This is a genomic window from Pseudomonas sp. B33.4 (assembly GCF_034555375.1).
Taxonomy (GTDB): Bacteria; Pseudomonadota; Gammaproteobacteria; order Pseudomonadales; family Pseudomonadaceae; genus Aquipseudomonas.
The window spans coordinates 1,848,181-1,863,553 of the sequence record NZ_CP140706.1 but is presented as its reverse complement, the minus strand read 5'-3'; the positions used below and the strand labels follow the sequence as shown (position 1 = coordinate 1,863,553).

General features: G+C 60.7%; 15 protein-coding genes and 1 riboswitch. Of the genes, 4 read left to right on the top strand and 11 right to left on the bottom strand.

Annotated elements, in window-relative coordinates; genetic code table 11:
• Positions 1 to 52 precede the first annotated feature (52 nt).
• Genes U6037_RS08330 through cobO form a run of 6 tightly spaced genes read right to left on the bottom strand, consistent with a single transcriptional unit; the run spans position 53 to position 6,046 of the window.
• On the bottom strand, positions 53 to 1,504 hold the full coding sequence (locus U6037_RS08330) for a cobyric acid synthase (protein WP_322846399.1): 1,452 nt from the start codon (positions 1,502 to 1,504) through the stop codon (positions 53 to 55).
• Positions 1,501 to 2,493, bottom strand: a complete 993-nt coding sequence (cobD, locus tag U6037_RS08325; RefSeq protein ID WP_322846398.1) for a threonine-phosphate decarboxylase CobD — start codon at positions 2,491 to 2,493, stop codon at positions 1,501 to 1,503. The genes U6037_RS08330 and cobD overlap by 4 nt, the downstream gene beginning before the upstream one ends.
• Complete coding sequence (gene cbiB, locus U6037_RS08320) at positions 2,486 to 3,394, bottom strand: adenosylcobinamide-phosphate synthase CbiB (protein WP_322846397.1); 909 nt, start codon at positions 3,392 to 3,394, stop codon at positions 2,486 to 2,488. Before cbiB ends, cobD begins: the two co-directional genes overlap by 8 nt.
• Complete coding sequence (gene bluB, locus U6037_RS08315) at positions 3,391 to 4,041, bottom strand: 5,6-dimethylbenzimidazole synthase (protein ID WP_322846396.1); 651 nt, start codon at positions 4,039 to 4,041, stop codon at positions 3,391 to 3,393. The genes cbiB and bluB overlap by 4 nt, the downstream gene beginning before the upstream one ends.
• Positions 4,038 to 5,438, bottom strand: coding sequence for a cobyrinate a,c-diamide synthase (locus tag U6037_RS08310; protein ID WP_322846395.1), 1,401 nt, complete (start codon positions 5,436 to 5,438; stop codon positions 4,038 to 4,040). The genes bluB and U6037_RS08310 overlap by 4 nt, the downstream gene beginning before the upstream one ends.
• Entirely contained in the window at positions 5,435 to 6,046 is a 612-nt protein-coding gene (gene cobO / locus U6037_RS08305) for a cob(I)yrinic acid a,c-diamide adenosyltransferase (protein ID WP_003223053.1), read from the bottom strand. The genes U6037_RS08310 and cobO overlap by 4 nt, the downstream gene beginning before the upstream one ends.
• Before the next feature lie 79 nt (positions 6,047 to 6,125).
• Positions 6,126 to 6,357: riboswitch (cobalamin riboswitch) on the bottom strand.
• A 163-nt stretch (positions 6,358 to 6,520) separates the two neighbouring features.
• On the opposite strand from cobO, the gene U6037_RS08300 reads away from it, so the two are divergent.
• Both U6037_RS08300 and U6037_RS08295 read left to right on the top strand, forming a co-directional pair.
• Positions 6,521 to 7,105 (top strand): hypothetical protein, encoded by a 585-nt coding sequence (locus tag U6037_RS08300; RefSeq protein WP_322846394.1) that lies wholly within the window; start codon positions 6,521 to 6,523, stop codon positions 7,103 to 7,105.
• A gap of 66 nt (positions 7,106 to 7,171) precedes the next feature.
• A complete protein-coding gene (locus tag U6037_RS08295) occupies positions 7,172 to 8,485 on the top strand; it encodes a sorbosone dehydrogenase family protein (RefSeq protein WP_322846393.1) in 1,314 nt (437 codons plus the stop codon).
• 135 nt (positions 8,486 to 8,620) lie between these two features.
• On the opposite strand, the gene U6037_RS08290 is transcribed toward U6037_RS08295, so the two are convergent.
• The 5 genes from U6037_RS08290 to U6037_RS08270 all read right to left on the bottom strand — a co-directional run bounded on the left by U6037_RS08290 (position 8,621) and on the right by U6037_RS08270 (position 13,284).
• Positions 8,621 to 9,157: a C40 family peptidase gene (locus U6037_RS08290; protein WP_322846392.1), complete on the bottom strand. Its 537-nt coding sequence runs from the start codon at positions 9,155 to 9,157 to the stop codon at positions 8,621 to 8,623.
• Between the two features lie 217 nt (positions 9,158 to 9,374).
• Positions 9,375 to 9,992 carry a C40 family peptidase gene (locus tag U6037_RS08285; RefSeq protein ID WP_007919826.1) on the bottom strand — a complete coding sequence of 206 codons (618 nt, stop codon included), beginning with the start codon at positions 9,990 to 9,992 and terminating at the stop codon, positions 9,375 to 9,377.
• Between the two features lie 214 nt (positions 9,993 to 10,206).
• Positions 10,207 to 10,911: a DnaA regulatory inactivator Hda gene (hda, locus tag U6037_RS08280; RefSeq protein WP_007919828.1), complete on the bottom strand. Its 705-nt coding sequence runs from the start codon at positions 10,909 to 10,911 to the stop codon at positions 10,207 to 10,209.
• Positions 10,912 to 11,117: 206 nt separating this feature from the next.
• Positions 11,118 to 12,191, bottom strand: a complete 1,074-nt coding sequence (locus U6037_RS08275; protein ID WP_322846391.1) for an AI-2E family transporter — start codon at positions 12,189 to 12,191, stop codon at positions 11,118 to 11,120.
• Between the two features lie 34 nt (positions 12,192 to 12,225).
• Positions 12,226 to 13,284 (bottom strand): DUF2066 domain-containing protein, encoded by a 1,059-nt coding sequence (locus U6037_RS08270; RefSeq protein ID WP_322846390.1) that lies wholly within the window; start codon positions 13,282 to 13,284, stop codon positions 12,226 to 12,228.
• Positions 13,285 to 13,657: 373 nt separating this feature from the next.
• On the opposite strand from U6037_RS08270, the gene purM reads away from it, so the two are divergent.
• Both purM and purN read left to right on the top strand, forming a co-directional pair.
• Entirely contained in the window at positions 13,658 to 14,716 is a 1,059-nt protein-coding gene (purM, locus tag U6037_RS08265; protein ID WP_007919839.1) for a phosphoribosylformylglycinamidine cyclo-ligase, read from the top strand.
• Positions 14,716 to 15,366 carry a phosphoribosylglycinamide formyltransferase gene (gene purN, locus U6037_RS08260; protein ID WP_322846389.1) on the top strand — a complete coding sequence of 217 codons (651 nt, stop codon included), beginning with the start codon at positions 14,716 to 14,718 and terminating at the stop codon, positions 15,364 to 15,366. Before purM ends, purN begins: the two co-directional genes overlap by 1 nt.
• Positions 15,367 to 15,373 lie beyond the last annotated feature (7 nt).

The window sequence follows — 15,373 nt, the reverse complement described above, 5'->3', positions numbered from 1 at the left end:
ACAGGTCCATAGTGGGAGCGAGCCTGCTCGCGAAGAGGCCCGCACAGGCACCTCAAATCCCGCAGAGCCGACGCAACAGATCAGTATCGAGATGCTTCTCCACCAGATCCGCCAACCGCTCGATATCCCGCTCGCGCAAGCCGTGGTAATCCACCGCCTGCACATCGCACAATCCGGCCCAGCGCAACAAAGCGGCACTCGCCGCCGGCGATTCAAACAGGCCATGCAGGTAGGTGCCAAACACTTGTCCATCAGCACTCTGTGCACCGTCGCAACGGCCATCATCCAGATGCACCGCCGCACTCTCCAGCGCCGGTCCGCTGGTCACACCAGCATGAATTTCATAGCCGCTGACTTCGGCATCTTCCAGCGCCAGCCGCCCGCGCACATTGCGCAATTGCTTCTCGGCTTCAAGCGTCGTTTCAAACTCCAGCAAGCCCAAACCGGCACTCGAACCGGGTGCACCTTCCAAGCCGAGCGGATCATGCACCTGCTCGCCAAGCATCTGCAGACCACCGCAAATCCCCAGCACTTTGCCGCCGTAACGCAAATGCCGACTGATCGCCGTGTCCCAGCCATTGGCGCGCAAATACGCCAGATCGCTGCGCACACTTTTCGAACCCGGCAGAATGATCAGATCAGCGGGAGGGATCGCCCGCCCCGGCCCGATAAATTGCAGATCGACCTGCGGATGCAAACGCAGCGGATCGAAGTCGGTGTGGTTGCTGATGCGCGGCAGCACCGGCACCACTACTTTCAGCACCTGTTCGGCCTTGTCGGTCTGGCGTTGATCGATGCCGTCCTCGGCTTCCAGATGCAGATCCATCACGTAGGGCAACACGCCCACCACCGGTTTGCCGGTGCGCTGTTCCAGCCAGTCGAGGCCCGGTTGCAGCAAGGCGATGTCGCCGCGAAAACGGTTGATGATGAAACCCTTGACCCGCGCCTGCTCACTCGGCGACAGCAACTCCAACGTGCCAACCAGATGCGCGAAAACCCCGCCACGGTTGATGTCGGCAATCAGCAGCACCGGGCAATCCACTGCTTCGGCAAAGCCCATGTTGGCGATGTCGCCGGCGCGCAGATTGATCTCGGCCGGCGAACCCGCGCCTTCGACCATCACCAGCGGATACGCAGCGCTGAGCCGCTGGTGGGACGAGAGCACCGCTTTCATGGCGATGGCCTTGTAGTCGTGATACGCCACGGCATTCATCGACGTTACCGCGCGGCCATGAATGATCACTTGTGCGCCGGTGTCGCTGTTGGGCTTGAGCAGCACCGGGTTCATGTCGGTGTGCGGCTCGAGATTCGCTGCTTGCGCCTGAACCGCTTGCGCACGGCCGATCTCACCGCCGTCGGCAGTCACCGCACTGTTGAGCGCCATGTTCTGCGGCTTGAACGGGACGACCGCGACACCTTGCCGGGTCGCCCAGCGGCACAGTGCCGTCACCAGTGTGCTTTTACCGGCGTCGGAAGTGGTGCCCTGCACCATCAGGGTGGTCATGCGTGATCCTTGGCAAAAGCGCTTAAAGCGTGTTCGAGACGCGCCTCTTCAGCCGCATCGGCAGGCAGGCCAAAGCGCAAACTGCTGTTGTGGGTAAAGATGCGCAGGAGGATGCCGCGACGGGCCATGAATGCGTGCAGCGTTTCGGCATGCTCGGTGATCAGCCACTGGAACAGCGCGCAACCACCCTGCGGCTTGAAGCCGTAGCGTTCAAGCAGCGCTGCCAGTCGTTCACTGGCTTCATCGCTGCGAATCCGTTGGCGTGTGTGCCCTTCGGTGTCTTGCAGACACGCTTGCCCGAGCACACGCGTCGGCCCGCTCACGGCCCAAGGCCCGACCTGTTCGGCGAGCAGCTTGAGCAACTTGCGCTCGGCCAGGACAAAGCCCAGACGCACCCCGGCCAGACCGAAAAACTTGCCGAACGAACGCAGCACGATCAGCCCTACTTGATGAGCATGCGGCGCCAGACTCAATTGCGGCGTGTTGTCCATGAAGGCTTCATCGACCACCAGCCAGCCACCACGCCGGGCGAGCCGCGCGTGCCAGTCGAGCAATCGTGCCGGAGTCAGGCTCAGGCCGGTCGGATTGTTCGGGTTGACCACCACCAGCACGTCGAGGCTGTCGAGAAAGAACTCGACTTCCTGCTCCAGCACTTCGCGCACGATGTAACCGCTGCGCCGCCAGGCTTCGGCATGTTCGGCATAACACGGCGACAACACACCGACCTTGCCAGCACGGCGCAAACGCGGCAGCAACTGGATAGCCATCTGCGAACCGGCCACCGGCAGCACTTGCGCGGCACCGTAGTAATCGCACGCGGCTTGCTCCAGGCCGTCATCGGTTTCCGGCAAACGCGCCCAGGCGCGCAGCGGGACTTCCGGGATCGGGAATGGCCATGGCGCGAGGCCGCTGGACAGGTCGAGCCAGTCAGCCTCGGCGATGCCGTAATCGAGTGCAGCCTTGCGCAGCCGGCCACCGTGCTCAAGCATAGAATTCAGCCCCCACGCAGAGAATCAGCAGCCATAACCATACGCCGCGCTGGACCAATTGCCAGCCACGGTCAATGGAATCTGCATCGGCGGGAACGCCTTCACCCAGTTGCGGACGGTCGTGAAGTTCGCCGTGGTAAATCGCCGACCCACCCAATTCCACGCCCAGCGCACCGGCGCCGGCCGCCATCACCGGACCGGCGTTGGGGCTGTCCCACTTCGGTGCCTGTGTACGCCAGCACTTAAGCGCGAGTCGGGTTTTGCCCAGCAGCGCGTAGGTCAACGCCACCAGACGCGCAGGAATGTAGTTCAACACGTCGTCGATTTTCGCCGCTGCCCAACCGAAACGCTCAAAGCGTTCGTTGCGATAGCCCCACATCGCATCGAGCGTGTTGCTCAAGCGATAGAGCACCACGCCCGGCGCACCCGCCACGACAAACCAGAACAGCGCGGCAAACACCGCGTCACTGCCGTTTTCCAACACCGACTCAGTGGCAGCGCGAGCGACAGCGGTGCTGTCGAGCTCATCGGTCTGACGACTGACCAGATAGCCGACTCGCTTGCGCGCCTCATCCAGATCATCCGCGCGCAAGGCTGCGGCTACCGGCGCGACATGTTCGCCGAGGCTGCGCATGCCAAGGGCGCAATACAGCGCGAGAATCTCGACGACCCAGCCCACGTACGGCGCCCAGGAAAACGCGGTGGCAAGCAAGGTTAGCGGCAGCACCGCGATCACCCACGCGGTGACGCCATGGCTGCGCCAGCCACGGCCACCGGCGTTGAAACGTTGCTCGATGCGCCCGGCGAAATTGCCGAATGCCACCAGCGGATGCCAGCGTTTCGGTTCACCGAGCAGCGCATCCACCGCCACTGCGGCGACACTCAACAACGCCACACTCATTGACTCACTCCCCAATAATTTTCGTACAGCAACTCATTGAGCGGACGCGCCTGCGCCCACCCTTCGAGTACCAGCATCGGCGCCGGATAGAATTCCTTGACCGGGCCCAGACACAAAACAGCCAGGGGTTTGGCGCCTGCCGGCAATTTCAGCAGATCGGCGAGTGCCTGTGGCTCGAACAGCGAGACCCAGCCCATGCCCAAGCCTTCGGAACGCGAGGCCAGCCAGAGGTTTTGAATCGCGCAGGACAATGACGCCATGTCCATTTCCGGCAGCGTGCGGCGCCCGAAAATGTGCTTGTCGCGATCATCCATCAGCGCGGCGACCAGCACTTCAGCGCAGTCGTTGATGCCTTCGACCTTGAGTTTCATGAACTCGTCACTGCGCTCGCCGAGGGCAATGGCTGTGCGGATGCGTTCTGCTTCGACGAGGCTCTGGATCTGGCCGCGCAGGGTGCGATCACTGATGCGGATAAAGCGCCAAGGCTGCATCAGGCCGACGCTTGGGGCCTGGTGGGCGGCTTCCAAAAGTCGGCGCAACAGCTCTGGCTCGACGCTGCCACCGGTGAAGTGGCGCATGTCGCGGCGTTCGGCGATGGCTCTGTAAACCGCTTCGCGCTCGGCTTCGGAGAATGCGTTGTCGGTCATGGCCCCATCGCTGGCAAGCCAGCTCCCACAGGGGATTGCATTTCTTCAGGAAGCTCACCGTCCACTGTGGGAGCTGGCTTGCCAGCGATGGCGGCCTGGAGGCCAGGCGCAAACAATGCAGCGACAGCCGCAGGATTCGACGGAAAATAGAAGTGCACATAAGAAGCCGTCATCCGCCCTTCCCGATAAACCGCCTCGGCCCCACGTCCACCATTCGGGCTCAGCCCTCGAGCAATCGGCGTCAGCTCGGTGGTGGTCAGCGAATGATGATAAGTGTGCCCACGCAGCGAACCTTCCGGCAGATCCACAGCTTGCAGCGCCAGTGCCGCCAGACGCTTTTGCATCACCGCATCGCCCTTGAGCAACCCGACCAGTTCAGCACGCGTACCTTCAACATCGGTCAGCGAGTCGAGCAAATAAAGCATCCCGCCACATTCAGCGAGCAGAGGTTTGCCCGCCGCATGATGCGCACGAATCGCCTCCAGCATCGCGGTGTTCTGCGCCAACGCGACGTGATGCAACTCCGGATAACCACCGGGCAGATACACGCTGTCCGCTTCAGGTAATTGCGAATCACGGATCGGCGAGAAGAAACTCAACTCAGCGCCCATCGCACGCAGCAGATCCAGACTCGCGCCATAAGTGAAGGCAAACGCCTCATCACGGGCAACGGCAATGCGCACATCCTTCAGCAGCGGCTCGACAGCGCTGACGTCAGGCGCGGCGAACTCAACCGCTGGTGGCAGCGCTACCTCGCAACTACTGGCCAGCGCGTTGGCAGCGGCGTCGAGACGCACATCGAGGTCATTCAATTCGCTGGCCTGCACCAGGCCGAGATGGCGGCTCGGCAGTTCGATACCAGTCTCTCGCGACAACGCGCCGTACCAGCGCAGCCCTTCCGTGAGGCTGCCTTCGAGCAACTGCGCATGGCGCAAGGTGCCGACACGATTGGCCAATACGCCGGCAAACGGCAAGTCTGGCTGATACTTTGCCAAGCCCAGCGCCAACGCACCAAAGGTCTGCGCCATCGCCGTGCCGTCGATCACACCGAGCACCGGTACACCAAAATGCCGCGCCAGATCGGCGCTGGACGGCGTACCGTCAAACAGGCCCATCACGCCTTCGATCAGAATCAGATCCGCCTCGGCAGCGGCTTCCCACAACAGCCGACGACTTTCCTGCTCGCCGACCATCCACATGTCCAGTTGATACACCGGCGCACCGCTGGCGCGCTCGAGGATCATCGGGTCGAGAAAGTCCGGGCCGCATTTGAACACGCGCACCTTGCGCCCCTGATTGCGATGCAAACGGGCGAGTGCAGCGGTGACGGTGGTCTTGCCCTGACCGGAGGCCGGCGCGGCGATAAGTACCGCCGGGCAGTGACGTGGTTGATTCAAAGTTCGACGCCTTTCTGCGCTTTGATACCAGCCTGGAAGGCGTGTTTGAGCATGCCCATTTCGGTAACCGTGTCGCCCATTTCGATCATTTCCGGCTTGGCCGCGCGACCGGTGACAATCACGTGCTGCATCGGCGGACGCGCCTGCAAATCGCTGAGTACCTGATCGAGATCGAGATAACCGTGCTTGAGGGCGATGTTCAATTCATCGAGCACCACCAGACCGATCGACGGATCACGCAGCAGTTCGCGCGAGACTGCCCACGCGGCTTCGGCGGCGGCGATGTCGCGCTGACGATCCTGGGTTTCCCAAGTGAAACCTTCGCCCATCACGTGGAAACGTACCTGCTCGGGGAAACGGCGGAAAAACAACTCTTCGCCGGTGCTGTTGCGGCCCTTGATGAACTGCACAACACCGCATTGCATGCCGTGGCCCATGGCGCGGGCGAGCATGCCGAAGGCCGAGCTGCTTTTACCTTTGCCGTTGCCGGTCAGCACCAGCACCAGACCGCACTCGTCGGGCGAGTTGGCGATGCGTTCGTCGATCACGGCTTTTTTGCGCTGCATACGCGCCAGATGGCGTTCGTCGCGCTCGGGGGAATCAGTCATGGGGAGCTCTCCGTTGGGGCTGGATAACGGCGGGCAGGCACAAGAATAGACGGCAAAAAGCCTGGCATCGCCCACCGTGATGCCGCTGGATGGATCAGGCCGGTCTCCGGGCTCATGAGCGGCGTTTCGCCTGACTGCGCGCCTTCCCGCTTCTGTCGAGGCAGTGGCTCAAGGCGCAGCTTTTACTCATTTACCGTTGCGGGGGCAGCGCCGGGATCGTGGTGGTTCTTCGCGTGAAGACAACCCTCACCGGCTTCCCTGTTTCACTCTGTCGACGCAGGTCACAGAGCACCTGAAACAAGCCGCGAAGGTTAGAGGGTTGGGGGTGGAGCGTCAATTAAAGAGGCGGCCATCGGGCGAATAACTGCCGCCGATCAATTATCTGACGCCAATCTTGTGCCACACTGATACAAATGATATCAAAGAGCCATGCTTTTCTTGAAAAGCCCACCACAACAATAAAGGATGATGACGATGCAAGGCATGATCATCAGCAACCCGCGCCTGGAATTCCTGCGCCCGGTGCTTGAACGCTGGTTTGACTGTATCGACCGTTACAACGCCGTGCGCGGCGACAGCGACACGCCTTACTGGCATGACGAGAAAGCCAATCTCGGATTGCTCTCGGCCGCAGCCTGGATGGCCGAGCTGGTCACTTTGAACGACACTGCCACGCGCAAACAGAACGAAGAAGGCGAGCGCAACGCCCACGCCGATCTGTTTCTGGCCGGCGCCGAAGACCGCGCCTTTATCCAGGCCACTCAGCGCTGGCCGAAGGTTACCAACTTGAATCTGACCCAAGCCCTGCTGGACATCACCAACGACGCCAAGCGAATCAGCTATGCCAGCGATCTCAAGCTTGGCTGCCTGTTTGTCGCGCCACAAAAAGCCCAGCACAGCGCCAGCCCCGAAGAGCTGCAGGACATGGTCGACGATTTGCAAAAAGAGCACACCTGCGCTGTCGCCTGGTATTTCCCCTATGCCTACCGCAAATTGCGCAGCGAAGCTGGCAACTATCACCCGGGCATCGCCGTGCTGTTCAAGGAAGCCCGCGGCTGAGCAGTTGAACCATCGGGCTTGCGCCCTCCTCTATGATTAGGAATGCATTCATAGGGAAGATCAGCAATGCGCAAGCCCCAGCTCGTTTTTGTCATCGCCTTCGCCGGAGGGCTCGCCGCCTGCGGTGAATCCTCCAGCCTGCAAGTCTCCGACGGCACCGGCCCGTCACCCAAGCTGCCCGAACCAAACAAGACCCTGATTCCGACGGTGAACATCGCCCCGGCAGTCGGCTGGCCCGAGGGTGGCAAACCGACCGCAGCGGCCGGCACTCAGGTCGCAGCGTTCGCCGAAGGCCTCGATCACCCGCGCTGGCTCTATGTGCTGCCCAACGGCGATGTGCTGGTGGCGGAAACCAATGCCCCACCCAAGCCGGATGACAGCAGCGGCATTCGTGGCTGGGTAATGAAGAAGGTCATGGGCAAGGCCGGCGCTGGCGTGCCGAGTCCGAACCGCATCACCCTGCTGCGTGACGCCGATCACGATGGCGTCGCCGAAACCCGCACTGTGTTCCTGCAAAACCTCAACTCGCCATTCGGCATGACCCTGGTCGGCAACGACCTGTACGTCGCCGATACCGATCGCCTGCTGCGCTTCAACTACGAACCCGGCGCGACCGAGATCAAGTCGCAGCCGATCAAGGTGGTCGATCTGCCCGGCGGCACGCTGAATCATCACTGGACCAAAAACGTCATCGCCAGCAAGGACGGCAGCAAGCTGTACGTCACGGTCGGCTCGAACAGCAACGTCGGCGAAAATGGTCTGGATAAGGAAGAAGGCCGCGCAGCGATCTGGGAAGTCGATCGGGCGACCGGTAATCACCGCATCTTCGCCTCGGGCATCCGCAACCCCAATGGCCTGGCCTGGGAGCCCACCAGCGGGGCGCTGTGGACAGCCGTCAACGAGCGTGACGAAATCGGCAGTGATCTGGTGCCGGACTACATCACTTCAGTGAAGGACGGCGGATTCTATGGCTGGCCGTTCAGTTACTACGGTCAGCATGTCGATGTCCGTGTTTCCCCGCAAAACCCGGACCTGGTGGCCAAAGCCATCGCCCCGGATTACGCGATCGGGCCGCACACTGCCTCGTTGGGCCTGAGTTTTGCCGAGGGCAACACCTTGCCGGCGCAGTTCAAGGAAGGCGCATTCATCGGCCAACACGGCTCATGGAACCGCAAACCGCACAGTGGCTACAAAGTGATTTTCGTGCCGTTTACCGGCGGCAAGCCGAGCGGCACACCGGTGGATGTGCTGACCGGCTTCCTCGATAAGGACGAGAATGCATTGGGCCGGCCGGTGGGCGTGGTGATCGATCAGCAGGGTGGCTTGCTGGTGGCGGATGATGTCGGCAATAAGGTGTGGCGAGTCTCAGCCAGCAAATAATTTTCGCCATGCACAAACAACTGTAGGAGTGAGCCTGCTCGCGATAGCGCCATATCAGTCGACATCATCGTTAACTGAATGACCGTTATCGCGAGCAGGCTCACTCCTACATTATTGGATTGTGTGTGGCTTGAATTAAGGGTTATGCGCCAGATGCTCCGGCTGTAATACGCGCTTGGCGCTCAGATATGCCTTCTGCCAATACGCCTTTGACAGGCTGTCCAGCTTCACCGTGCCACCTGTGGCCGGCGCATGCACGAAGCGCCCTTCGCCAACGTAAATCCCCGCGTGACTGACCTGCGAACCGCCATTGGTGGCGAAGAAGATCAGGTCGCCGGTCTGCAAGCCTTCCTTGCCGACGTTCGGCGCCTGCATGACGATCAGCTCACGCGTCGAACGCGGCAGCGAAATCCCCGCCGCGTCGCGGTAGACAAAACCGATCAGCCCACTGCAATCAAAACCCGAGTCCGGCGTGTTGCCGCCCCAACGATAAGGCGTGCCAACCAGACCAAGTGCGCGAAACAGCACATCTTCAGCGGCGGGCGAGAAAGATTGCGAGGGGCCAAACACGACCGGCGCGCGAACCACTGGCGCAGGCGGCGGTGTGCGACTGGCGCAGGCGCTGAGCAGCGCTGCGAAGAAGAGCAAAGTGAGGCGGGCCGACATCGTCATAAGCAGAACATCCTGATCTGGCTGCGGCTTTTTCTGCCGATGGACAGAAAACAAAACCGCCTGCGGAGCACGCAGGCGGTTTGCCATCAATATAGATTCAGGATTCTAGCGGCTACGCGGCAAACTTCAAGTAAGACTTTAACTTCACCTTGTAAAGTCTAGGTCTACTCCGTTGCCGGGAGCCTGATTGTCGCCGCGAACGCAGCGACAACGGGGATTACTTGCGAGCGGTGACTACAGTCGGAGCGTTGGCCAGAGCGCGTTTCGCTTCGATGAAGGTCTTGCTCCAGTAGCTGTCACCCAGGCTGTCGATGCGAACACCGCCGCTGCGACGACTGCTGGAGTGGATGAACTGGTTGTCACCGAGGTAGATCCCGGCGTGACTGACACGACCGCGACGACCATTGGTGGCGAAGAACAGCAGATCGCCCGGCTCAAGGTTGCTGCGCGAGACCAGCGGTGCATCGACGTTGATCATTTCGCGAGTCGAGCGTGGCAGGTTCATGCCGGCTTCTTCGCGGAACAGATAGCCGATGAAACCGCTGCAATCGAAACCGGCTTCAGAGGTACCGCCGAAACGGTAACGGGTACCGATCAGGGACATGCCGCGCTCAAGGATGCTGTCGGCCAGAACAGGAAGCTGATAAGGCTTCTTGCCGTTGAATTCGTTGAGTTCTTTTTCGGTGTCCAGCTCTTCCTGATAAATAACGGAAGACTGGGCCGTGGCAGAATTTTTAACCTGTTGAGGCTGCTCTTGAACTGGAGAATGAGCAGCGCAACCGTACAACAGGGTGACGAGTGCGAGAGGCACGAGGGGTGCGAAGCGCTTTAGCATGGGCACGACCGTGGCTGATAGTTGTAAAGAAGCCGAGACTATGCCCGCTATCAGCCTCATTTGCAAATTCAATCGATCTTTTTGTGACTTCTCGGTTTCTCGTTTACATCTAAGCGCTTAAGCCCATTTGAACCGATACGCGGCCTGCACATTGTGCAGGAAAGCGGATTTTCTGGCGCCTGAAATATGCCGAAACACGCTGAAAGCCGCGCCGTTACCAGCCTAGCGTTTCTTTCAGGAAGGGAATGGTCAGCTTGCGCTGAGCCTGCAAAGAGGCCTGATCGAGCTGTTCAAGCAAGTCAAACAGCGCACTCATGCTGCGGGTGCCGCGAGTCAGAATAAAATGCCCGACTTCATCGGTCAGGTGCAGACCGCGGCGCGATGCACGCAATTGCAGGGCGCGCAATTTGTCTTCATCGGAGAGCGGACGCATCTGGAAAATCAGCGCCAGCGTCAGGCGGGATTTCAAGTCAGCCAGTTTGACCGGCAATTCACGCGGAGAAGTGGAGGCGGCAATCAGCAAACGCCGACCGCTGTCACGCAGACGATTGAACAGATGAAACATCGCCTCTTCCCAGTCAGCCTTGCCGGCAATCACCTGCAAGTCGTCCAGGCAAACCAGTTCGTACTGTTCGAGGTTATCGAGGATTTCGACGCCGCGATCCATCAACTCGGCCAACGGCAAGTACACCGCCGGCTCGCCCATCTGCTCGAATCGCAGACACGCCGCCTGCAACAGATGCGTACGCCCTACGCCGTGCTTGCCCCACAGGTAGATCAGGCTTTCTGTCCAGCCGGCGTCGGCTTCGCATAGACGCTCGACATAGCCGAGTGCAGCGGCATTGGCGCCTGGGTAGTAGTTGATGAAGGTGGCGTCGTCACGCAGACGCACACCTAGGGGCAGCTGAATCGGTTTCATGCTGACTGAACAGTTCTCAAGGAACCGTTAGTGGCCTCTGTGTAAAGTTTGCGAAGTTTATACCCGTGAAGCTGAGCGCACAATGCGACAGACTCCAAGCAAAATCAAAGGTTTGCGTTAACACACTGGTTTTATGACAGATTCTTTGGCGCCAGCACCTGCAGGACACGGGCCAACCCGGCGATTCGCCGGGTTGGCCCGCACCATTACAACTGCGGATCGTCCACACCACTATAGATGTCGGAATCCTTGTACAAGTCGTGCACATGGCGCACCAGCACCATGATCACTGCCGCCACCGGCAACGCCAGCAACACGCCGGTGAAACCGAACAGTTCGCCGCCGGCCAGAATCGCAAAGATCACGGCCACCGGATGCAGACCGATACGATCGCCCACCAGCAATGGTGTCAGCACCATGCCCTCCAGCGCCTGACCGATCATGAACACCGCAACAATTCCGAACATCGGATACAGATCACCGCCGAACTGGAACAACCCGGCAATCAGCGCCGCGCCAATACCGATCACGAAGCCCATGTAAGGCACGATCGCCGCCAGACCAGCAATCAGGCCGATCAACAGCCCCAGCTCCAGCCCGACGATCATCAGGCCCGCTGCGTAGATCACGCCTAACGCCACCATCACCAGCAACTGACCGCGAACAAATGCGCCCAGTACCTCATGACATTCACCGGCCAGCGATACGATGGTCTCTTCCCGATCACGCGGCAGCAGGCTGCGGATCTTGGCCATCATCACGTCCCAATCGCGCAGCAGGTAGAAACTCACCACCGGGATCAGCACCAGATTCGCCAGCCAGCCGATCAGCGCCAGGCTCGATGCCGTGGCCTGACTCAGCACCACACTGACGATGTCGGTGGTCTGACCCATGTGTTCGCTGATCGCCGCTTTGACTTTGTCGAATTTCCAGAAACCATCCGACAGACCCAGCTTCGCCTGTGCCCACGGCAATGCCGTGTGCTGCAGCCAGTCGAGCATTTGCGGCGCCAGTTCGTACAAGCGCAGCAGTTGCTTGGCGAGCATCGGCACCAACACCAGCAGCAACGCCGTGACGATCAAGGTGAACAAGGCAAACACCGCGATCACGCCCCAGGTTCGCGACAAACCGAGCCGCTCCAGACGATCCACCAGCGGATCGAACAGATAAGCCAGCAGCAGCGCCACCAGGAACGGCGTGAGGATCGGATGCAGCAACCATACAAACGCGCAAAGCAGGACTACCCCACCGAGCCAGAACCAACGCCGCGTATCGGCCATGTACCACTCCAGTTGCTTCTATATAAGGAAAGACTTACCAGCGAAACCGCAACGATGGCGCTGCCGGTGTCGGGGCCGGCGTTGCAACAGGTGCTGCACCCGCCCCTGCTGGCTGCGGCGCTGCCACCGGGGCAGGCGCTTCTGCCGGCAACTCCTGCAACTTCGCCAGCGACAACTGCGCGCGCATCTGATCGGCACTGCCATTGACCCGATAGACAATGCGATCGCCATCAACACTTTGCAGACGCACGCCAAACGGTTCGAGTAACCGCAACAGCGCCGCGTAGTGTTCAAGATTCATGCCCTGCACTTCCAGAGTCTGCTGCCCCGAAGCGCCGGATTTGGCCGCAAAACGTGGCGCCAGACGCTCAGCCACCGCCAGCATCACCGCATCAGCCACAGCGGCCTGATCGGCACCCTGCACGCTGCCTGCCTCTTTCTGATCGCCCAGCCACAAGTGCCACTTGGCTTGCCACTGCCCGCCTTCTTCGCGCGCATGCACCGCCAGCAAAGCGTCAGCGTTGTAGCGTTCGGAAGCGCCGCGCAACGGTGCCGGATCCGTGCCTTCCAGCGCTGGCGCCGTGGCAACCAATTGCTCGCTCAGGTCCGCCAGCGGCAAGCGCAATGGCAAGCCGCGATGTTGCGCGGCTGTACGCAAAGGCGCGGCGGCGGCTTGACCATCACCGACCAGACTCGACCCTTCAGTTGAATCGTTCAGCCACCAGCTCAAAATCGACGGGCGACTGGCACCCCACAACGACAACCCGGCACGACGCAACGCCTGCTCGGTGGTCGACGGATCGAAATCGACCTTCAACACTTCCGGCGGCCCGGCGTCAAAACCGAACTGACTGATAATTTGCTGCGGATCCTTGCGAATCGCCGCCAGCCCCGGGTTTTGTGGGGCTTTCGGATCGCCAGTCAGGCGCAATATCAGGGTGTCGAGCGCCGCTTGCGTGGCGCGATCACGTTCTTCCGGCGCCTGGCCATTGACCGGCTCGCGCACTTGGTAAAGGCCTCTGAGATTTTCGGCGTGACTCGCCAGGCTGATCAGGGACAAACAACCCACAAACAACAATTTACAAAAACGCATGGAGAATTCCCGTCGACAGGAGCGGCTGGAACACGCCGCGTGAACCGGTTGAGCAAGGCTGTGACACTTGGCCGTTGCAAAACATTCACACGGCGGCGGTAAGTTTTTGCACAGTGATAACGATAGACGGTTAATCGCCACACCTTATACAGGCACCCACAGGTCTTAATTGCAAAAAATTTCCCGAGATATCGCCCTGCCCGTCGGTGCGAGGATGGCCGCTGCCCCTCAAGCCTGATAAAATCGCGCGCCTTCGCAGACCGGCAACAGCCGGGCACCTCGAAACTCGCGTGAGGCCATCGCCCCGCCGATTTCGAAGTTCCCGCTGAACTCGGTCGTTACCCCTGAATCCCCTCCCCTAAAGGCCTGGATCATGAGCAAGCAACCCTCCCTGAGCTACAAGGACGCCGGTGTAGACATCGACGCCGGTGAAGCATTGGTCGAACGCATCAAGAGCGTCGCCAAGCGCACTGCGCGCCCGGAAGTCATGGGCGGCCTGGGCGGTTTCGGCGCCCTCTGCGAAATCCCGGCCGGCTACAAGCAGCCAGTGCTGGTTTCCGGCACCGACGGCGTCGGCACCAAGCTGCGTCTGGCACTGAACCTGAACAAGCACGACAGCATCGGCATCGACCTGGTTGCCATGTGCGTCAACGACCTCGTGGTTTGCGGCGCCGAGCCACTGTTCTTCCTCGACTACTACGCCACCGGCAAACTCAATGTCGACACCGCTGCCCAGGTTGTAACCGGCATCGGCGCTGGCTGCGAACTGTCCGGTTGCTCGCTGGTTGGCGGCGAAACCGCTGAAATGCCAGGCATGTACGAAGGCGAAGATTACGATCTGGCCGGTTTCTGCGTCGGCGTCGTGGAAAAATCGGAAATCATCGACGGCTCGAAAGTTGCCACCGGTGACGCACTGATCGCCCTGCCATCGTCCGGCCCGCACTCCAACGGTTACTCGCTGATCCGCAAGATCATCGAAGTCTCCGGTGCCGACATCGAAAACATCCAGCTCGACGGCAAACCACTGACCGACCTGCTGATGGCCCCGACCCGCATCTATGTGAAGCCGCTGCTCAAGCTGATCAAAGACACCGGCGCCGTCAAAGCCATGGCCCACATCACCGGTGGCGGCCTGCTCGACAACATCCCGCGCGTGCTGCCAAAAGGCGCTCAGGCCGTGGTTGACGTAGCAAGCTGGACTCGCCCTGCCGTGTTCGACTGGCTGCAGGAAAAAGGCAACGTTGACGAGACCGAGATGCACCGCGTGCTGAACTGCGGCGTTGGCATGGTCATCTGCGTGGCTCAGGAACACGTTGAAGTGGCGCTGAACACCCTGCGTGACGCCGGCGAGCAGCCATGGGTCATCGGCCAGATCGCTGCCGCTGCCGAAGGCGCTGCTCAGGTTGATCTGCAGAACCTTAAGGCTCATTAATGTCCGCACCCTGTGATGTCGTGGTGCTGTTGTCCGGCACCGGCAGTAACTTGCAGGCTCTGATCGACAGCACGCGGACCGGCGACAGCCCGGTCCGCATCGCTGCAGTGATTTCCAATCGCGCCGACGCTTACGGCCTGCAACGCGCCAGTGACGCGGGTATCGCTACCCGCTCGCTGGATCACAAGGCATTCGAAGGTCGCGAGGCCTTCGATGCTGCCCTGATCGAACTGATCGACGAATTCCAACCGAAACTCGTGGTGCTGGCCGGCTTCATGCGCATTCTCAGCGCTGATTTCGTTCGCCACTACCAGGGTCGCCTGCTCAACATCCACCCGTCGCTGCTGCCCAAATACAAAGGGTTACACACTCATCAGCGCGCGCTGGAGGCCGGCGACAATGAGCACGGCTGCTCCGTGCACTTCGTCACCGAGGAACTCGATGGCGGACCACTGGTCGTACAGGCAGTATTACCGGTAGAGTTGCATGACACGCCGCAGAGTCTCGCGCAGCGAGTCCACGTTCAGGAACACCTGATTTACCCGATGGCGGTTCGCTGGTTTGCCGAAGGCAGACTGGCACTCGGCGAACACGGTGCTTTACTGGATGGCCAGTTACTCGCGGCCAGCGGCCACTTGATTCGACACTAGGAGATAT